Source organism: Streptomyces sp. NPDC051976 (assembly GCF_040680795.1).
Classification (GTDB): Bacteria; Actinomycetota; Actinomycetes; order Streptomycetales; family Streptomycetaceae; genus Actinacidiphila.
In genome coordinates this window covers 89,159-107,857 of the sequence record NZ_JBFAXL010000020.1, presented here as the reverse complement: position 1 = coordinate 107,857, position 18,699 = coordinate 89,159, and the positions used below count along the sequence as shown (strand labels likewise).

At 73.5% G+C, this 18,699-nt stretch carries 21 protein-coding genes; 16 read left to right on the top strand and 5 right to left on the bottom strand.

What is annotated here, in order from left to right:
- Positions 1–104 precede the first annotated feature (104 nt).
- The 4 genes from AB0M29_RS21065 (at position 105) to AB0M29_RS21050 (ending at position 4,143) form a co-directional block, all read left to right on the top strand.
- On the top strand, positions 105–1,340 hold the full coding sequence (locus AB0M29_RS21065; RefSeq protein ID WP_365384616.1) for an NYN domain-containing protein: 1,236 nt from the start codon (positions 105–107) through the stop codon (positions 1,338–1,340).
- Between the two features lie 83 nt (positions 1,341–1,423).
- Positions 1,424–2,476 carry an ABC transporter ATP-binding protein gene (locus AB0M29_RS21060; protein ID WP_365384614.1) on the top strand — a complete coding sequence of 351 codons (1,053 nt, stop codon included), beginning with the start codon at positions 1,424–1,426 and terminating at the stop codon, positions 2,474–2,476.
- Positions 2,477–2,552: 76 nt separating this feature from the next.
- Complete coding sequence (locus tag AB0M29_RS21055; protein ID WP_365384612.1) at positions 2,553–3,359, top strand: ABC transporter permease; 807 nt, start codon at positions 2,553–2,555, stop codon at positions 3,357–3,359.
- Between the two features lie 34 nt (positions 3,360–3,393).
- A complete protein-coding gene (locus tag AB0M29_RS21050) occupies positions 3,394–4,143 on the top strand; it encodes a hypothetical protein (RefSeq protein ID WP_365384610.1) in 750 nt (249 codons plus the stop codon).
- 19 nt (positions 4,144–4,162) lie between these two features.
- On the opposite strand, the gene ybaK is transcribed toward AB0M29_RS21050, so the two are convergent.
- The 3 genes from ybaK to AB0M29_RS21035 all read right to left on the bottom strand — a co-directional run bounded on the left by ybaK (position 4,163) and on the right by AB0M29_RS21035 (position 7,017).
- Positions 4,163–4,657 (bottom strand): Cys-tRNA(Pro) deacylase, encoded by a 495-nt coding sequence (ybaK, locus tag AB0M29_RS21045; RefSeq protein WP_365384608.1) that lies wholly within the window; start codon positions 4,655–4,657, stop codon positions 4,163–4,165.
- Between the two features lie 70 nt (positions 4,658–4,727).
- Positions 4,728–5,447, bottom strand: coding sequence for an LON peptidase substrate-binding domain-containing protein (locus AB0M29_RS21040; protein WP_365384606.1), 720 nt, complete (start codon positions 5,445–5,447; stop codon positions 4,728–4,730).
- Positions 5,448–5,514: 67 nt separating this feature from the next.
- On the bottom strand, positions 5,515–7,017 hold the full coding sequence (locus AB0M29_RS21035; RefSeq protein WP_365384674.1) for an oxidoreductase: 1,503 nt from the start codon (positions 7,015–7,017) through the stop codon (positions 5,515–5,517).
- Between the two features lie 245 nt (positions 7,018–7,262).
- Between AB0M29_RS21035 and hisD the strand changes: the two genes are divergently transcribed.
- The 10 genes from hisD to AB0M29_RS20985 all read left to right on the top strand — a co-directional run bounded on the left by hisD (position 7,263) and on the right by AB0M29_RS20985 (position 15,056).
- Entirely contained in the window at positions 7,263–8,582 is a 1,320-nt protein-coding gene (gene hisD / locus AB0M29_RS21030) for a histidinol dehydrogenase (RefSeq protein ID WP_365384604.1), read from the top strand.
- Positions 8,579–9,697, top strand: coding sequence for a histidinol-phosphate transaminase (locus AB0M29_RS21025; protein WP_365384602.1), 1,119 nt, complete (start codon positions 8,579–8,581; stop codon positions 9,695–9,697). The genes hisD and AB0M29_RS21025 overlap by 4 nt, the downstream gene beginning before the upstream one ends.
- Positions 9,694–10,287: an imidazoleglycerol-phosphate dehydratase HisB gene (gene hisB, locus AB0M29_RS21020; protein WP_365384600.1), complete on the top strand. Its 594-nt coding sequence runs from the start codon at positions 9,694–9,696 to the stop codon at positions 10,285–10,287. The genes AB0M29_RS21025 and hisB overlap by 4 nt, the downstream gene beginning before the upstream one ends.
- Positions 10,284–10,436 (top strand): hypothetical protein, encoded by a 153-nt coding sequence (locus AB0M29_RS21015; RefSeq protein ID WP_365384598.1) that lies wholly within the window; start codon positions 10,284–10,286, stop codon positions 10,434–10,436. Before hisB ends, AB0M29_RS21015 begins: the two co-directional genes overlap by 4 nt.
- A 13-nt stretch (positions 10,437–10,449) precedes the next feature.
- Positions 10,450–11,085, top strand: a complete 636-nt coding sequence (gene hisH, locus AB0M29_RS21010; RefSeq protein WP_365384596.1) for an imidazole glycerol phosphate synthase subunit HisH — start codon at positions 10,450–10,452, stop codon at positions 11,083–11,085.
- Positions 11,086–11,103: 18 nt separating this feature from the next.
- Positions 11,104–11,829, top strand: a complete 726-nt coding sequence (gene priA / locus AB0M29_RS21005; RefSeq protein WP_365384594.1) for a bifunctional 1-(5-phosphoribosyl)-5-((5-phosphoribosylamino)methylideneamino)imidazole-4-carboxamide isomerase/phosphoribosylanthranilate isomerase PriA — start codon at positions 11,104–11,106, stop codon at positions 11,827–11,829.
- Complete coding sequence (locus AB0M29_RS21000) at positions 11,826–12,230, top strand: RidA family protein (RefSeq protein WP_365384592.1); 405 nt, start codon at positions 11,826–11,828, stop codon at positions 12,228–12,230. Before priA ends, AB0M29_RS21000 begins: the two co-directional genes overlap by 4 nt.
- Positions 12,227–12,982 (top strand): imidazole glycerol phosphate synthase subunit HisF, encoded by a 756-nt coding sequence (gene hisF / locus AB0M29_RS20995; protein ID WP_365384590.1) that lies wholly within the window; start codon positions 12,227–12,229, stop codon positions 12,980–12,982. Before AB0M29_RS21000 ends, hisF begins: the two co-directional genes overlap by 4 nt.
- A 134-nt stretch (positions 12,983–13,116) precedes the next feature.
- Positions 13,117–13,713, top strand: a complete 597-nt coding sequence (locus AB0M29_RS20990) for a helix-turn-helix domain-containing protein (RefSeq protein WP_365384589.1) — start codon at positions 13,117–13,119, stop codon at positions 13,711–13,713.
- 74 nt (positions 13,714–13,787) lie between these two features.
- Positions 13,788–15,056, top strand: a complete 1,269-nt coding sequence (locus AB0M29_RS20985; RefSeq protein WP_365384587.1) for an MFS transporter — start codon at positions 13,788–13,790, stop codon at positions 15,054–15,056.
- Positions 15,057–15,082: 26 nt separating this feature from the next.
- On the opposite strand, the gene AB0M29_RS20980 is transcribed toward AB0M29_RS20985, so the two are convergent.
- The gene (locus tag AB0M29_RS20980) at positions 15,083–15,715 is read right to left on the bottom strand and encodes a TIGR03085 family metal-binding protein (protein ID WP_365384585.1); all 633 of its coding nucleotides are present in this window, start codon (positions 15,713–15,715) and stop codon (positions 15,083–15,085) included.
- Between the two features lie 52 nt (positions 15,716–15,767).
- Positions 15,768–16,682 carry a hypothetical protein gene (locus tag AB0M29_RS20975; protein ID WP_365384583.1) on the bottom strand — a complete coding sequence of 305 codons (915 nt, stop codon included), beginning with the start codon at positions 16,680–16,682 and terminating at the stop codon, positions 15,768–15,770.
- Between the two features lie 126 nt (positions 16,683–16,808).
- Here AB0M29_RS20975 and hisI point away from each other — a divergent pair, with 126 nt between their 5' ends.
- On the top strand, positions 16,809–17,168 hold the full coding sequence (gene hisI, locus AB0M29_RS20970; RefSeq protein WP_365384581.1) for a phosphoribosyl-AMP cyclohydrolase: 360 nt from the start codon (positions 16,809–16,811) through the stop codon (positions 17,166–17,168).
- A gap of 11 nt (positions 17,169–17,179) precedes the next feature.
- Complete coding sequence (locus AB0M29_RS20965) at positions 17,180–18,679, top strand: anthranilate synthase component I (RefSeq protein WP_365384579.1); 1,500 nt, start codon at positions 17,180–17,182, stop codon at positions 18,677–18,679.
- Positions 18,680–18,699 lie beyond the last annotated feature (20 nt).

Genomic DNA, 18,699 nt, shown 5'->3' with positions numbered 1-18,699 from the left:
ACGCCGATGATCGGGTTCGAGGTCATAACCCCCGAGCATTCGGGCAGACTCGGGGGAACCTGGGGGCACATCAGGGCTGTGGGGGCGACCGGAAGAGGTGCAACATGGACCGCTGCGTCGTCCTGGTGGACGCCGGGTACCTACTGGGCGCGGCGGCGAGTCTGCTGGCGGGTGAGCCCTCCCGGTCCCGGATCGCGGTCGATCACGCCGCCGTCGTCTCCGGCCTGCGCGAACGCGCCGAACTGGAGACCGGTCAGCCGCTGCTGCGGATCTACTGGTTCGACGGCGCACCCGACCGCGTCCCGCAACCCGAGCACCGCAGACTGCGTGTCATGCCCCGGGTGACGGTACGGCTGGGCGCCCTCACCCGGACGGACGGGCGGTGGGCGCAGAAGGGCGTCGACGCGGCGATGCACGCCGAGCTGTCCGAGCTGGCCCGTAACCGCGCCTGCTCCGACATCGTGCTGGTCACCGGGGACGGGGACCTGCTGCCCGGCATGATGTCCGCCAAGGAGCACGGCGTGGCCGTCCACCTGTGGGCCGTACAGGCCGCCGACGGCGACTACAACCAGTCGGAGGACCTGGTCGCCGAGGCCGACGAGCGGCGGGTGCTGGACCGCGCCTGGATCACCGCCGCGATCCGGGCCCGCGACGGCGTGGTCTGCCCGCCGCCGGGGCCGCACTCGGAGTTCGCCGCGATCCTGGCCGCCCCGCTGCCGGAGTCGGCCGCGGGCCCATCGGAGCCCCGCCAGGAGGCCCATCCCCACCCCGAGGCGCAGCGCCCGGGCAAGAACGGCTCCGCGCCCGCGGCGGAAGGAACCGGGACCGCCGCACCGGGCAAGGGCGTGCCCACCCCCAAGGACCTGGCCGACCTGGGCCGCGCCCACGCCGCGCCGAGCCAGCACCCGCAGCCCGCCCCGAGCGCCACCCTGCGCTGGTCGTCGGAGAAGGGCTGGACCGAGCGCGCCACCGGCGCCGACCTGCCCGACACCAGCGGCCTGCCGACCCTCGCCCAGCTCACCACCGCCGAGCAGCGCTGGGCCGACCGCGAGGCCGACATCACCGCGGTCAGCGGCGACCCGTACGAGGTCGGCCAGGTCTTCGCCCGCCGCTGGATCGCCCGGCTCACCGAGCCCGCCCAGCTCCAGCAGCTCTCCACCCACTACCCGCGGGTGCCGCACCGGATCGACGGCGAGCTGCTCAGATACGCCGCCCGCTTCGGCCTGCTCGCCCACAAGGACGACCAGATCGACGAGCACGACCGGTACGCGATCCGGGCGGGTTTCTGGCGTGAGGTCGACGCCCGTACGGTCGCGGAGCACGCCCCGGCCGCCGACTGACGCCTGACCGTGGGCCCGCCGACGGGCGGCAAACACAACCCCGTTGCGGCCTCTGCCGCGCGCGACGCGTACGCTCGATCCTCGTGAGTACGGGCACGGAGGAGACGGCGCCCCCGGCGGTCGCCACAGCCCGCGACACGGTGTGCACCGTGCGCGGTCTGGTCAGGACGTACCCGGCCGGTTCCGGCGGCCGTGGCAGGCTCCTGCGGCGCCGTGGAACCGCTGCGGCGCCGGCCGCGGTGCGCGCCAACGACGGCATCGACCTCGACGTCAGGCGCGGCGAGCTGTTCGGCATCCTCGGCCCCAACGGCGCGGGCAAGACCACCCTGGTACGCCAGCTCACCGGACTGCTGCGGCCCGACGCCGGGTCGATCGACCTGCTCGGCCACGACCTCGTGCGCCACCCCGACCGGGCCTCCCGGCTGGTCGGCTATCTCGGCCAGGAGTCCACCGCGCTCGACGAGCTGACGGTGGCGCTCGCCGCCGAGACCACCGGGCGGCTGCGCGGCCTCGACGCGCGGGCGGCCCGCGCCGCGCGGGACGCGGTGCTCGACGAACTCGAACTCGGCGCGATCGCGGGGCGCCCCATCAAGCGGCTGTCCGGCGGCCAGCGCCGGCTGGCCTGCTTCGCCGCCGTGCTGGTGGGGGAGCGGCCGGTGCTGGTCCTCGACGAGCCCACCACCGGGATGGACCCGGTCGCCCGCCGCGCGGTGTGGGCGGCGGTCGGCCGCCGCCGGGCCGAGCAGGGCGCCACGGTGCTGCTGGTCACCCACAACGTCATCGAGGCCGAGACCGTGCTCGACCGGGTCGCCGTGCTCGACCGCGGCCGGGTCATCGCCTCCGACACCCCCGCGGGCCTGCGCGCCCTGGTCGCCGACGAGGTCAGGCTCGACCTGGTCTGGCGCGACGAGGCGCCGGTCGCGCTGCCCGCGATCGCCGCGCTGCGCCCGCTGGCCGACATCTCCGGCCGCCGCTGGACCCTCCGCCTCCCCCAGGACCGCGCCCGCGCCGCCGTGGCCGAGGTCACCGGCGGCCCCGCGTTCGCCGCCCTGGACGACTTCACCCTGGCCATGCCCAGCCTCGAAGACGTCTACCTCGCCCTGGGCGGCCGGGGAGAGGGCCTGGTGAAGTCGTGAAGACCACCCTCCGGGCGGGTTCCCGGACCATTCCGGCGCCTATTGCGGCGGCGCCCGTGTTCCGGGGAGTACGCCGATGAGCGTTGTCGCGCAGGTGGTGCCGGGCCCGCGGGCGGGGGAGATCGGGGTGCTCGGGCCGCGGGTGGGGCTGGGGGCCGGGTTCGCCGCGGTGTACCGGGCGCAGTTGTCGCGGGCGCGGGTGGCGCGGATTCCGCTGCTGTTCGTGGCCACGTTCCAGTCCGTGGGGATCATGGTGATGATGCGCGGGGTGGTGCACGCCGGTGACGGCGAGGCCGCCCGGGCGGTGGTCGCCGGGTCCAGCGTGCTGGTGGTGGCCTTCGTGGCGCTCAACCTGCTGGCGCAGTACTTCGGGCAGCTCCGGGCCTCCGGCGGCCTCGACCACTACGCGACCCTGCCGGTGCCGCCCGCGGCCGTCGTCCTGGGCGCGGCGGGCGCGTACGCCTCCTTCACCGTGCCCGGCACGCTCGTCACGGCGGTCACCGGCTGCGTCCTCTTCCATCTGCCGCCCGCCAACCTGTGGGTGCTGGCGGTGGTGATCCCGCTCGCCGGGGCCGCGCTGTCGGGCCTCGGCGCCGCGCTCGGGCTGCTGGCGCCACGGCAGGAGATCGCCACCCTCTTCGGCCAGCTCGGCATGTCGGCGGCGCTGCTGCTCGGCGTGCTGCCCGCCTCCCACATGCCCGCGCCCATCTCCTGGACACGGGACCTGCTGCCGTCCACGTACGGCGTGGAGGCGTTCGCCCGCACCTTCGACGCGCACCCGGACTGGGCCGCGGTCTTCGGTGACCTGTCGGTGTGCGCCGCGGTCGGCGTCGCCTCACTGGCCGTCGCCACCCGGGCGTACCGCAGGGCCGCCTGCCGGTGACGCGTCTGCCAGGAAGACCTGGCACGATGGGCGGGTGACCGCACCCCTGACGCCGCATGACCAGCAGCCGCCGTTCCCGCCCTATCCGGGGACGGGCGGCCCCGGCGGGGGCAAGGACGAGCAGCCCTCGCTCACCGCCGAGCTGGCGCGCGGCGCGCTGGTGGCGCTCCTGGTCACCGTCTGCGGTGTGCTGCTCGGCCTGCTCTGGCTGTGGCTCTCGCCCCGCATCCCGATGATCTCCGACGGCAAGGCCGTCTACCTCAAGGACACCGAGGGCGAGGAGGCGATCGGCGGCGACGGCACCTTCGCGATCATCGCCATGGTGCTCGGCGCCCTGACCGCCACCGGCGTCTTCCTGCGCTACCGCCGCGGCGGCGTCGCCGTCGTCCTCGGCCTCGCCGTCGGCGGCCTGCTCGCCTCCGTGGTGGGCTGGCGGATCGGTGTGGCGCTCGGCCCGACCTCGGACATCGTGGCGCACGCCAAGGCCGTCGGCCCGAAGGTCGTCTTCGACGGCCCGCTGGAGCTCCGGGCCAAGAGCGCGCTGGTCGCCTGGTCGGCTGCGGCGATGCTGGTCCACCTCGGCCTGACCTCCGCCTTCGGCCCGCGCGACCCGCAGCCGGTGTACGGGCCCTACCCCAAGTGGGGCGCGCCGCCGCCCGTGGCACCGGGCCAGCAGCCGTACCCCCAGCCCCACCCGTACCCGAACGCCCAGCCGCAGCCCCACCCGCAGCACCCGCACCCCGGCCCCGAGGACACCCCGCCGCCCGGCCCCGACAAGGACTAGGGCCTGTCCGGGCCGAGGCTCAGCCCCGCGCCACCTCGGCCGTCGTCGCCGCCGTCAGCGCCACCAGGTCGTGCGGCGACAGCTCCAGCTCCAGGCCGCGCTTGCCCGCCGAGACGAAGACGGTGGCGAAACCGAGCGCCGAGGCGTCCACCACCGTCGGCAGCCGCTTGCGCTGGCCCAGCGGCGAGATGCCGCCGCGCACGTATCCGGTGGTGCGCTCGGCGTCGGCCGGGTCGGCCATCACCGCGCGCTTGCCGCCCGCGGCCGCGGCCAGCGCCTTCAGGTCCAGCGAGCCGGCGACCGGCACCACCGCCACCGTCAGCGCCCCGTCCACCTCGGCGACCAGCGTCTTGAACACCTGCTCGCGCGCGGTCCCCAGCGCCGCCGCGGCCTCGTCGCCGTAGCTCAGCTCCGAGGCCGGGTCGTGGGTGTAGGCGTGCACGGTGAAGGGCAGGCCCGCCTTCTCCAGCACCACCGTGGCCGGGGTGCCGCCCGCCTTCGTCTTCTTGCCCATGGTTCCTCCCCCTGCCGAGCCGAGCCGTGTCGTGCCGAGCCGTCCCGTGCCGATCAGGCCGACCGCCGTGTCAGTTGGCGCTGACCGCCTGCTGGGTCAGGTCCACGGCGGGCAGCGACGGCAGCTTCTCGATGACCGCGCTCTCGTGCCGCAGCAGCCGCAGCTCCGCCGTCAGCCGGGCCGCGGTGTCCGGCTCCTCCAGCAGCTTCTGCTTCACCGACGTCTCGGCCACCACGGCGGTCGCCACCAGGTACGAGAGCACGGTCGGGTCGTCGGGGAACTCCTGGGCCGCCGACAGGGTGCGCTCGCGCGCCCCGGCCAGCCGCTTCTGGTAGGTGCCGAACACCCGGCCCACCTCCGAGGCCAGCGCGCCCGCGCCGGAGCCCGCCACGTCCGGCAGCTCTTCGAACTCACCCGTGAGATACGGCCCGCTCGCGTCCACCGACAGCAGCTTGAAGCGGACGATGCCGGTGGCGACCAGCTCGTACCCGCCGTCCTCCCGCTCGGAGATACCGGCCGCGTCCGCGACGCAGCCGTACCCGTACAGCGCGGCCATCGGGTCCTTGCCCAGTCCGGCCAGCGGGCCGGTGTCCCGGCCGTCCTGACCGGTGGGGGCGACCTCCTGGCCGTTCCTTATGGCGACCACCCCGAAGCGCCGTGGCGCGCTCTCGGGCAGCGCCAGCAGATCGCCGACGAGGGCGCGGTACCGCTCCTCGAAGACGTTCAGCGGCAGCACCAGCCCGGGGAACAGCGCCGAACTGAGCGGGAAGAGCGGAAGGCGATCGGTCACAGTGAGCAAGGGTACGGGCAGTACGCCCGCCTTCGGCAGCGGCTGTACCCAAGGTGTGCTGGTGGGGTCAGCCGCGGCTCAGCAGCCGGGACGCGCCCGCCGCCGCGGTGGTCGCCAGCATCCAGCCGAGCAGCACCATCAGCGAGGCCACCCACTGGCTGATCCCGGCCTCCCGCCAGGCGTTGTCCTGGCCCAGATCGATCACCGGCAGCAGCAGGTCGAGGGCGTACAGCGCGGGACTCCAGTGCGGCCGGTAGTCGTTCGCGGCGGGCAGCGGCGCGCGGTGCACCGCGAAGTACAGCGCGCCCAGCGCCCACAGCACCGCCATCCACACCGCGGCCCTGCCCGGCCGGTAGCCGTACCCGACGGTGATGTCCTGCAGCCAGCCCCACACCCGGCCGGCCGGCGGCAGCGACTCGCGGCGGCGGCGCTGCTTGGCCAGCAGCACCTCGCGGGCGTGCGCGTCCTCGCCGCCCGCCCGCAGCGCGGCGGCGAGGCGCTCGTACGGGCCGGGGCTGTACTCGGGCGTGGCGTCGTGCAGCCAGGCGATCCGGTCGCGCAGCGGGAACGGGTCGCGCGGGGTCAGCGCCTCGTAACTGAAACCGGTGAGGTTCAGCCGTCCGGCGGCGGGCCAGCTGCTGGGGGAGTCGGTGAGGTTGCCGACCTTCGCCCCGGCCAGCGTCACCAGGCCCTCGGGCGGCCTGCGCAGCGCGAACCGCAGCTCGGGTGTCTGGATCCGGCGCAGCGAGAGCTGCTGCTCGTCGCCGAGCCGGAACTGTGCCCGGGTGATCACCGCCGCGTTGCCGAACCGGCCGTCGTCCAGCCGCACCCCGCCCTCGCAGACGAAGTCCCGGGACTGCCGGGTCCCCTCCGGGCTCGCGGTGTTCCAGCCCGAGCTGAGGTAGAGGGTGTGCTCGACAGTGATCCTGGCCGCGTTCAGCGCTATGGCGCCGTCGGGATTGCGCAGGGTCGCGCCGCGCAGGCTCAGCCGCCCGCCGATCCGGGCGCTGCGCAGACTGAACTCACCGCGCACGTCGATGAGTTCGGCGTCCAGGTCCTGGCCGACGGTGAGGCCGTCGGCGGCGAAGGCCCGGGGGCCGCGGCCGCGCCGCACCGTGAGCTGGTTGAGCAGCAGGTCGGTGCCGATCTGCGCGTCGGTGAGCCGGATGCCGCCGGGCACCACGCACTGCGGAAGGTGCAGATCACCGGAGACCTGGAGCCTGGCCGCCTCGATCCGCGGTATCAGGCAGCCCGCCAGCCGCACACTGCCGACCTGGCACTCGGCGATCAGCAGCTGCTCGTCGAAACGGCAGCCGTCGAGCTGGACGTAGGGCGTCACGGCGCCGCCCGCCAGCGACAGCCGCCCGCTGATCCGCAGCCCCGCCAGCTTCAGCCCGGTGACCCGGCCCGGCAGCGGCGGCGGCCCGTCCAGCAGCAGCTGGGCGACGGTGGTGGCGCGTACCGTGCGCTCCTGGCCCCAGTCGGCGGCCGCCGCGCCGGACGGGTCGTCCTCCTCCGCCACGCCGGTCCGCAGGTCGTATGTGGTGCCCTGCCGGAACGCGCGCCACATCCCCCGCTCGGCGTCCGTCCAGTCCTGCGGCGGCTCGGTCACCGCGCCCTCCCCCTGTCGTCGCGGGCTCGCCGGGCCGGGCAGGGCCCGCCCCGGGCGCCACGCTAGCGGTCCCGGGCGGCCGGGCGCGGCCGGACAGTGGATCACCGCGGGACCGGCCGCCGGGGCCACGGGGGTGCCCGCCTCGCGTATCACGGACTGGAACCACGGAACGCCCGACATGGCGGGGTCTCTACACTTGGAGCGTGATCTCCCGAATCGATCTGCGCGGCGCCGCCTTCCCCGAGGGCGGGATCGACCGCGACCTGCTGCCCCGTGCCGAGTTCGACGTGGAGGCCGCGCTGGACACAGTGCGACCGATCTGCGAGGACGTACGGCATCGTGGCACGGCGGCGGTGATCGAGTACGGGGAGCGGTTCGACGGAGTGCGCCCGGAGCGGCTGCGGGTGCCCGCCAAGGCGCTCGACCGGGCGCTCGAAGAGCTCGACCCGGCGGTCCGCGCGGCCCTGGAGGAGTCCATCCGCCGCGCCCGGCTGGTCCACCGCGAGCAGCGGCGTACCGACGTCACCACCCAGGTCGTGCCCGGCGGCACCGTCACCGAGAAGTGGGTGCCGGTCGAGCGGGTCGGGCTGTACGTGCCCGGCGGCCTGGCCGTCTACCCGTCGTCCGTGGTGATGAACGTGGTGCCCGCCCAGGAAGCGGGCGTCGAGGGTGTCGCCGTCGCCTCCCCGCCGCAGGCCGCCTTCGACGGTCTGCCGCACCCCACGATCCTCGCCGCCTGCGCGCTGCTCGGCGTCGAGGAGGTCTACGCGGCCGGTGGCGCCCAGGCGATCGCGATGTTCGCCTACGGCACCGACGAGTGCCGCCCGGTCAACCTGGTCACCGGCCCCGGCAACATCTACGTGGCCGCCGCCAAGCGCCTGCTCAAGGGCCGGATCGGCATCGACGCGGAAGCCGGGCCGACCGAGATCGCCATCCTCGCCGACGCCTCCGCCGACCCCGGCTACGTCGCCTCCGACCTGATCAGCCAGGCCGAGCACGACACGCTCGCCGCCGCGGTCCTGGTCACCACCTCGCCCGAGCTGGCCGACGCCGTCGACAAGGAACTCGCCGTCCAGGTCGCCGCCACCAAGCACAGCGAGCGGATCACCACCGCCCTGTCCGGCCGCCAGTCCGCCACCGTGCTCGTCGACACCGTCGAGCAGGGGCTCGCCGTGGTCGACGCCTACGCCGCCGAGCACCTGGAGATCCAGACCGAGGACGCGGCCGCGGTCGCCGCCCGGGTGCGCAACGCGGGCGCGATCTTCGTCGGCCCGCACGCGCCGGTCTCGCTCGGCGACTACTGCGCGGGCTCCAACCACGTGCTGCCCACCGGCGGCTGCGCCTGCCACTCCTCCGGCCTGTCCGTGCAGTCCTTCCTGCGCGGCATCCACGTCGTCGACTACTCGCGCGACGCGCTCGCGGAGGTCGCCCACCACGTGGTGACGCTGGCCGAGGCCGAGGACCTGCCCGCGCACGGCGCGGCGGTCAAGGCGCGCTTCGACAACGAGGTGCCACAGGCGTGACCCGCATCGACGACCTGCCCATCCGCGACGAACTGCGCGGCCAGACACCGTACGGCGCACCGCAGCTCGACGTGCCGGTGCGGCTGAACACCAACGAGAACCCGTACCCGCTGCCCGAGCCGCTGGTCGCCAGGATCGCCGAGCGCGTCACCGAGGCCGCCCGGCACCTGAACCGCTACCCGGACCGGGACGCGGTCGAGCTGCGCACCGGGCTGGCCGCGTATCTGACCCGTACCGCGGGCCACCAGGTCGGCCTGGCCAATGTCTGGGCGGCCAACGGCTCCAACGAGGTCATCCAGCAGCTGCTGCAGACCTTCGGCGGTCCCGGCCGTACCGCGATCGGCTTCGAGCCGTCGTACTCGATGCACGCGCTGATCTCGCGGGGCACCGGCACCGGCTGGATCTCCGGGCCCCGGGACGAGGAGTTCCGGGTGGAGGTGGACGCGGCGGTGCGCGAGATCCACGCGCGCCGGCCCGACGTGGTCTTCATCTGCTCGCCCAACAACCCCACCGGTACGGCGGTCGCCGCCGAGACCGTGCTGGCGCTGTACGACGCCGCGCAGGCCGCGAAGCCGTCGATGGTCGTGGTGGACGAGGCGTACGGCGAGTTCTCGCACACCCCGTCGCTGCTGCCGCTGCTGGAGGGCCGCCCGCACCTGGTGGTGACCCGCACCATGTCCAAGGCGTTCGGCGCGGCCGGGCTGCGGCTCGGCTACCTGGCGGCCGACCCCGCGGTGGTCGACGCCCTGCAGCTGGTCCGGCTGCCGTACCACCTGTCGTCGGTCACCCAGGCGACCGCGCTGGCCGCGCTGGAGCACACCGACACCCTGCTGAAGTACGTCGAGCAGCTCAAGGCGGAACGCGACCGGCTGGTCACCGAACTGCGGGCGATCGGCTGCGAGGTGACCGACTCGGACGCCAACTTCGTGCAGTTCGGCCGGTTCGCCGACAGCCACGCCGCCTGGCAGGCGATCCTCGACCGCGGCGTCCTCGTCCGCGACAACGGCGTCCCCGGCCGCCTGCGGGTCTCCGCGGGCACTCCGCCGGAGAACGACGCCTTCCTGGACGCCGTCCGCACCGTCTTCAAAGAGCACCGTGAGAAGGAGTCCGCATGACCCGCGTGGGCCGCGTGGAGCGCACCACCAAGGAGACGTCCGTCGTCGTCGAGATCGACCTGGACGGGTCCGGGCAGGTGTCGGTGTCGACCGGCGTCGGCTTCTACGACCACATGCTCGACCAGCTCGGCAGGCACGGCCTGTTCGACCTCTCGGTGAAGACCGAGGGCGACCTGCACATCGACACGCACCACACGATCGAGGACACCGCGCTCGCGCTCGGCGCCGCGTTCAAGCAGGCGCTCGGCGACAAGGTCGGCATCTACCGCTTCGGCAACTGCACGGTCCCGCTGGACGAATCCCTCGCCCAGGTGACCGTCGACCTCTCGGGCCGCCCCTACCTGGTGCACACCGAGCCCGAGAACATGGCGCCGATGATCGGCGCTTACGACACCACGATGACCCGGCACATCCTGGAGTCCTTCGTCGCCCAGGCGCAGATCGCCCTGCACGTCCACGTGCCGTACGGGCGCAACGCCCACCACATCGTGGAATGCCAGTTCAAGGCCCTCGCCAGGGCCCTGCGCTACGCGAGCGAGCGCGACCCGCGCGCCGCGGGAATCCTGCCGTCGACCAAGGGCGCACTGTGAACACGTACTCGACCCTCTTCATCCTGCTCGGGCTCTTCCTCGCCGGAGGCGTCTACTCCTTCTGGCAGCAGAAGCAGTCCAGGAGCCTCATCACGCTGCTCGCCATCGGCTCCGTGATGGCGCTGGTGGCCGGGCTGCTCCAGCTCTAGGGGAAGGGACCTGATGAGCAGGAACGTGGTCGTCCTCGACTACGGCTTCGGCAATGTGCGCTCCGCGGAACGGGCGCTGGCCCGCGCCGGGGCGCAGGTGGAGATCACCGCCGACTTCGACCGGGCGATGAACGCCGACGGGCTGCTGGTGCCGGGCGTCGGCGCGTTCGCCGCCTGCATGGCCGGGCTCAAGGGCGTACGCGGCGACTGGATCGTCGGGCGCAGGCTGTCCGGCGGGCGGCCGGTGATGGGCATCTGCGTCGGGATGCAGATCCTGTTCGCCCGCGGCATCGAGCACGGGGTGGAGACCGACGGGCTCGACGAGTGGCCCGGCACCGTGGAGCCGCTGCGCGCGCCCGTCGTGCCGCACATGGGCTGGAACACCGTCAAGGCCCCCGAGGACTCGCGGCAGTTCGCCGGACTCGACCCCGACGCCCGGTTCTACTTCGTGCACTCCTACGCGGTGCGGCAGTGGGACCTCGAAACGCACAACCCGCATCTGCGCCCCCCGCAGGTCGCCTGGGCCACGCACGGCGAGCCGTTCGTGGCCGCGGTGGAGAACGGCGCGCTGTGGGCCACCCAGTTCCACCCCGAGAAGTCCGGCGACGCCGGAGCGCAACTGCTGACCAACTGGCTCGACACTCTCTAGGCCCTAGGACGCATCCCGATGAACAGGCTCGAACTCCTCCCCGCCGTCGACGTCCGGGACGGCCAGGCCGTCCGCCTGGTGCACGGCGAGTCCGGCTCCGAGACCTCCTACGGCGACCCGCACGCCGCCGCGCTCGCCTGGCAGGCCGCGGGCGCCGAGTGGCTGCATCTGGTGGACCTCGACGCGGCGTTCGGCACCGGCGACAACCGGGCGCAGATCGCCGAGGTCGCCCGTTCGATGGACATCAAGGTCGAGCTGTCCGGCGGCATCCGCGACGACGACACGCTGGCCGCGGCGCTGGCCACCGGCTGCACCCGGGTCAACCTGGGCACCGCGGCGCTGGAGACCCCGGAGTGGGTCGCCAAGGTCATCGCCGAGCACGGCGACCGGATCGCCGTCGGCCTGGACGTCCGCGGCACCACGCTGCGCGGCCGCGGCTGGACCCGTGACGGCGGCGACCTGTACGAGACGCTGGCCAGGCTCGACGCCGAGGGCTGCGCGCGCTACGTGGTCACCGACATCGCCAAGGACGGCACGCTGCAGGGCCCCAATCTGGAGCTGCTCGCCGGGGTCTGCGCGGCCACCGACCGGCCCGTGGTGGCGTCCGGCGGTGTGTCCTCCCTTGACGATCTGCGGGCCATCGCGTCTCTTGTTCCCCAAGGGGTGGAAGGCGCGATCGTCGGGAAGGCGCTCTACGCCAAGGCGTTCACCCTCGAAGAGGCCCTGGAGGCAGTGTCACGATGACGGAGACCCCCGCAGTACGGCGCGACCAGTCCGACAGCCCCCTGGAGGAGACGATCGGCTTCGCCCGCGCGGTGGCGGCGGGGGACAGGGTGCTGGTGTCCGGCACGATGCCGCTGGTCGGCGGCGCGGTGCGCGGTGAGGGCAGCCCGTACGAGCAGACGCTGCTGGCGTTCCGCAACGCGCTGGCCGCGCTGGAGCCGTTCGGCCTCGGCCCGGACAGCGTGATCCGCACCCGTATGTACCTGAGCCACGCCCGGGACGCCGACGACGTCGGCCGTGCCCACAAGGAGCTGTTCGGGGCCGTCAGGCCCGCCGCGACCATGGTCGTGGTGGCCGGGTTCGTGGACTCCCGGGTGCTGGTCGAGGTGGAGATCGAAGCTTTCCGAGGAGCGGGTACATGACCCTCGCGGTCCGAGTCATCCCCTGCCTCGACGTGGACAACGGCCGCGTCGTGAAGGGCGTCAACTTCCAGAACCTGCGCGACGCGGGCGACCCGGTCGAGATGGCCAAGCTCTACGACGCCGAGGGCGCCGACGAGTTGACCTTCCTGGACATCACCGCGTCCTCCGGTGACCGGGAGACGACCTATGACGTCGTACGCCGTACCGCCGAGCAGGTCTTCATCCCGCTGACCGTGGGCGGCGGGGTGCGCAGCGCCGACGACGTGGACAAGCTGCTGCGCGCGGGCGCCGACAAGGTGGGCGTCAACACCGCGGCCATCGCCAGGCCCGAGCTGATCCGGGAGATCGCCGAGCGGTTCGGGCGGCAGGTGCTGGTGCTCTCGGTGGACGCCCGCCGCACCCCCGAGGGCGCCTTCGAGGTGACCACCCACGGCGGGCGGCGCGGCACCGGCATCGACGCGGTGGAGTGGGCGCACCGGGCCGCGGAGCTGGGCGCGGGCGAGATCCTGCTCAACTCGATGGACGCGGACGGCACCAAGGACGGCTACGACGTGGAGATGATCGCGGCCGTCCGCAAGCACGTCACCGTCCCCGTCATCGCCTCCGGCGGCGCCGGGCGGCTCGATGACTTCGCCCCCGCGGTCGCCGCGGGCGCGGACGCCGTGCTGGCCGCCTCCGTCTTCCACTTCGGCGACCTGCGCATCGGCGACGTCAAGTCGGCCCTGCGGGACGCCGGCCACCCGGTGCGCTGACACCCCGCCGCGCCGGCACACCCGCACCATCCGCCCGCCCGTGCCGCACGGGCGGGCGGTTTTCGGCCCGATAGGAAAATAAAGTTGCGCAAATAAGATTGCGAAAATTTTCTTGCGTATCTACCGTGGGAGCCATGACCGCTCCTGACGGGACCCCCGAGCGCATCACCGACCTCGCCGCGCTCAAGGTCTTCACCCACCCCCTGCGCATCCGGCTCTACCGCGCCCTCTACACCGCGCGCACCGCCACCGCCTCGCACCTGGCCGACCAGGTGGACGAGGCGGTCTCGCTGGTCAGCTACCACCTGCGGAAGATGGCCGCACACGGCTTCATCGTCGAGGCGCCGGAGAAGAGCGGCGACGGGCGGGAGCGCTGGTGGAAGGTGTCGTCCGAGCGCGGATTCTCCTTCCGCACCGCGGACTTCGCCGACAGGCCGGAAGGCGTCGCCGTAATGAACGAGGTCACCCGGCAGCTGCTGGCGACCCGCTCGGAACGGTACGAGCGCTTCCTCGGCGAACAGGCCGCCTGGCCCGCGGAGTGGACCCAGGCCGCCTTCAGCTCCGAGTACATGCCGCGGCTGACGGCCGCCGAACTCCAGGAGATGGCCGAGGAGATCGGCGACCTGATGGCCCGCTGGACCGACCGCGGGCGGGCGGCGGAGGACGCGGGCGACACCGCGGACCGCGAGCACGTCGCGGTGCAGATGTACGGCTTCCCGTTCCGCCCCTGAACCGGCTCGCGCCCCTGAGCCCGCGCCCGTTGCTCCGCCCCTGAGCCCGCCCCGACGTGAAGGAGGGCCGCCCGATGACGACGGCGACCGCGATAACCGCAGCACCGCCCGGCAGGCCCGCGCACCGCGACGCGAACGTGCTGCGCTGGCTGACCGCCTACGCCGCCTCGATGCTGGGCGACAGCGTCTACTTCCTCGCCCTGGGCTTCGCCGCCGCGAAGGCGGCCTCGCCCGGCGAGGTCGGCATGGTGCTGGCGGTGGGCGCGGTGCCGCGGGCGGCGCTGATGCTCGGCGGGGGAGTGGTCGCCGACCGCTTCGGGCCGCGGCGGGTGGTGATCGGCAGCGACGCGGTGCGCTGCGTGCTGATCCTCGCGGTGGCCGCCACCCTCGCGCTCAGCGCCCCCGGGCTGTGGCTGCTGGTCGCGGTCGCGCTGGTCTTCGGTGTCGTGGACGCGCTGTTCATGCCCGCGGTCGGCGCGCTGCCGCCGCGGATCGTGGCCGCCGACCAACTGGTGCGGCTGCAGGGCATGCGCGCCCTGGTCATCCGGTGCGGCACCATCGTCGGGCCGCCTCTCGGCGGTCTGGCGATGGGGACCGGCGGGGCGGTCGCGGCCTTCACCGTGGCCGGCGGGCTCTTCGCGCTCTCCGTACCGCTGCTGGTGGCCACCCGGTTCCGCGAACCGGCCGCGGCCGACGACACCGACGCGCCCGCCGGCGCCGACACCCCCTGGCGGGAACTGCTCGACGGGCTGCGCTATGTCCGCGGGCACCGGCTGGTCGGCCCGCTGGTCCTCTCCGGCGCGCTCTGCGAACTCGGCCTGGTCGGCCCGCTCAACATCGGCATGATCCTGCTCACCACCGACCGCGGCTGGGGCAGCGCGGGCTACGGCTGGATCATCGGCGCCTTCGGCGCGGGCGCGGCGTTGAGCGCGCTGCTGCTGACCGTACGGGGGCGGGTGCCGCGCGCCGGGCAGGTGCAGATCGGCACCCTCTTCGCGGGCTCCGCGGCGCTCGGCCTGATCGGCACCACCCCGTCACTGGCGGTCGCGGTGACGGTGGCGCTGCTCGGCGGGCTGGTCTGCGGGCTCTGCGGCTCGCTCGCCTTCGCCCTCGTCCAGACCGCTACCGACCCGCGCTATCTGGGCCGGGTCAGCGCGGTGATGAGCCTGTCGGGATTCGGTCTCGCCCCGCTGGCCTACCCGCTGTTCGGCGTGGCCGCCGCGACCTGGGGGCTGGCCCCGGTCTTCCTGGCAAGCGCCGCCTTCGGCATGCTCGGCGGCGTCGTCGGCCTGCTCGCCCCGGCCGTACGCACCGCCGAACTCCCGCGCACGGCACGCCCGTAGCCGGCCCCGGCCCCGAAGACGCCTTGCTAGAACCCGAGCTTCGCCGCGTACACCTTGGCCACCGCGTCCTCGTCGCCCGCCACGTCCACCGTCGCCGCCCGCTGGCGGCCGAAGGCGAAGAGGGTCAGCTCGGTGGGCTCGCCGGTCACGGTGACCACGGGGGAGCCCTTGCGGGCGACGGCGGTCTGGCCGTCGGGACGCCGCAGCACCAGGCCGACCGGGGACCTGCGGCACAGCAGCCGGGCGGCCTTCTCCAGCCGCGACCACAGGGCGTCGGCGAAGACCGGGTCGACCGCGCGCGGTGTCCAGTCGGGCGCCGCGCGGCGGACGTCCTCGGCGTGGACGTAGAACTCGACGGTGTTGGACACCTCGTCGAGCTGCTTGATGCTGAACGGCGAGGACCGCGGCGGACCGGTCCTGATGAGCTGGATCAGCTCCTCGTACGGCTTGGCCGTGTACTCCTCGCGGACCCGCTCCAGGCGCGCCGCGAGCTGCGGGATCAGCCGTCCGGCCGCCGCGTCGCTGCGGCGCTCGCGGAGCACCACATGGGCCGCCAGATCCCGCGTCCGCCATCCTTCGCACAGCGTCGGGGCCTCGGGCCCCGACTGTTCCAGCAGATCGGCGAGGAGCAGACGTTCACGCTGGGCATGTGTCGACATGCCGCCACACTAACGACCCCCGGGCCGTCGTCGTCCGCTCCTCGCCGTGCCGTCAGCCCAGCGGGTGGTACAGCTTCTTGCCCTTGGTGGCGCTGCTGCCGTTGTTGAGCGTCAGCGAGCAGGTCACCGTCTTGCGGCCCTGGATCTCGTACGTCGTCAGCTTCGGGAAGAGCGCGTACGGGTAGTACATCCGGCCGTCCGCGGGCAGGTGCTTCCTGGCGTCCGCCGTGCACAGCTCCAGCGCCTTGTTCTGGATCTCCGTGTCGGTGGAGAAGCTGCCGGACAGCGTCTCGTTGGCCACGACCTGGCCGTCGTGCGCGGAGTTGCAGGACTTGGTGGTCACCGTGTCCACGCTGGGCGACAGCGTGGGCGCGTCGAAGCACTTGCCCGGCGAGAGCACCACGTACGGCACGACCTTCTCGGTCGGCGTCGGGTCCAGGGTGAAGCTGGGGAAGTCGGTCGGCAGGTCCAGGCTCGGATCGTCCGACGGCAGCGTGAAGGTGGGCGTGGGGATGTCGGTCGGCAGGCCCGAGGGCAGGCCGGACGGCAGTGAGATGGTCGGACTGCCGCTCTGCTTGGCGTCGTCCTTCTTCTTGCTGTCGCCGCCACCGGCGAGCACGACACCGGCGACGACCGCGCCGATCACCGCCACCACGCCGACCGCGATCCACGCGTTGCGCTTGTTGTTGTTCGGCGGGGGCGGCGGATATCCACCGGGGCCCGGCTGCGGGTAGCCGTAGCCGCCGGGCGGCATCGGCGGTCCGGGAGGTCCGGGCGGGCCGTAACCGCCGCCCTGCTGCTGCGGATAGCCGTAGCCCTCACCGCCGCCCTGCTGGGGGTAGCCGTAGCCGTCGTTGCCCGACGGCGGGGGAGGAGGAGGCGGGCCGAAGCCCTGAGGCGGGCCGAAACCGCCCCCTTGCCCGGAGGGCGGAGGCGGTCCATCTGGCGGCGGCGGAGGAAAACCCATGGAGGCAGGATGCCCCATACGGGTGACATCAGCGAGCGAGTACCGGATGACGGTCAACACACTTGCCCCGTTTGCGGGTTATCAAGGCTTTTCGAATTCGGCGAGATCGGCGGCAGAATGGTCACCATGGCTGCCACCTCGCTCGATCCCGCCGTCGCCGCCCGCCTCAAACGCAGCGCGGACGGACTGATTCCCGCCATCGCCCAGCAGTACGACACCGGTGAGGTGCTCATGCTCGGCTGGATGGACGACGAGGCGCTGCACCGCACGCTCACCACCGGCCGCTGCACGTACTGGAGCCGCAGCCGCGGCGAGTACTGGGTCAAGGGCGACACCTCGGGGCACGTCCAGCACGTGAAGTCGGTGGCGCTGGACTGCGACGCGGACACCCTGCTGGTCAAGGTCGACCAGGTCGGTGCGGCCTGCCACACCGGCGACCGCACCTGCTTCGATTCCGACGTCCTGCTGCCCGCGCCGGGCCAGTAGTCTCTGCGGCCATGGACCTCGAAACCTTCCGCAAGCTGGCGGTCGACCGCCGAGTCATCCCGGTCAGCCGCCGGCTGCTCGCGGACGGCGACACCCCGGTCGGCCTCTACCGCAAGCTCGCGGGCGAGCGGGTGGGCACCTTCCTGCTGGAGTCGGCCGAGAACGGCCGCTCCTGGTCCAGGTACTCCTTCGTCGGCGTGCGGTCCGCCGCCACCCTCACCGCGCAGGACGGGCAGGCGCGCTGGCTGGGCACGCCGCCGGTCGGCGTCCCCACCGACGGCGACCCGCTGGTGGCGCTGAAGGCCACCGTCGAGACCCTGCACACCCCGCACGACCTGGCCGCCGCGATGCCGCCGTTCACCGGCGGCATGGTGGGCTACCTCGGCTACGACATCGTGCGCAGGCTGGAGCGGATCGGCGAGCACGGCCGCGACGACCTGCGGCTGCCCGAACTGACCATGCTGCTCACCTCCGACCTCGCCGTCCTCGACCACTGGGACGGCAGCGTGCTGCTGATCGCCAACGCGATCAACCACAACGACCGCGCCACCGGCGTGGACGAGGCGTACGCCGACGCCGTCGCCCGGCTGGACGCGATGGAGGCCGACCTCGGCAGGCCGCTGCACAGCACGCCGGTGGCGCTGCCGCCGTCCCAGCCGCCGGTCTACTCCGACGTGTGGGGCGGTGAGCGGTTCCGGGCGGCGGTGGAGGACATCAAGGAGCGGATCCGCGCGGGCGAGGCGTTCCAGGTCGTGCCCTCGCAGCGGTTCGAGGCGCCGTGCACCGCGAGCGCGCTGGACGTCTACCGGGTGCTGCGGGCCACCAACCCGTCCCCGTACATGTACCTCTTCCGCTTCCCCGGCGCGGACGGCGCGTCCTTCGACGTGGTCGGCTCCAGCCCCGAGGCACTGGTGAAGGTCGAGGACGGGCACGCGATGGTGCACCCGATCGCGGGCACCCGGCCGCGCGGCGCCACCCCGCAGGCCGACACCGCGCTCGCCGAGGAGCTGCTCGCCGACCCCAAGGAGCGGGCCGAGCACCTGATGCTGGTCGACCTCGGCCGCAACGACCTGGGCCGGGTCTGCGAGCCCGGCACCGTCGAGGTCGTCGACTTCATGTCCGTCGAGCGCTACTCGCACGTGATGCACATCGTCTCGACCGTCACCGGCAGGGTCGCCGAGGGCCTCACCGCCTTCGACGTGCTCACCGCCTGCTTCCCCGCGGGCACCCTGTCCGGCGCGCCCAAGCCGCGCGCCATGCAGATCATCGACGAGCTGGAGCCGGTCAGGCGCGGGCTGTACGGCGGCTGCGTCGGCTATCTGGACTTCGCGGGCGACGCCGACACCGCGATCGCGATCCGCACCGCGCTGCTGCGCGACGGCACCGCGTACGTCCAGGCGGGCGCGGGGATCGTCGCCGACTCCGACCCGGTCGCCGAGGACACCGAGTGCCGCAACAAGGCGGCCGCGGTGCTGCGCGCGGTGGCGACCGCCAACCGGCTGCACGGCTGACGCGGAACCGCCGGACACGG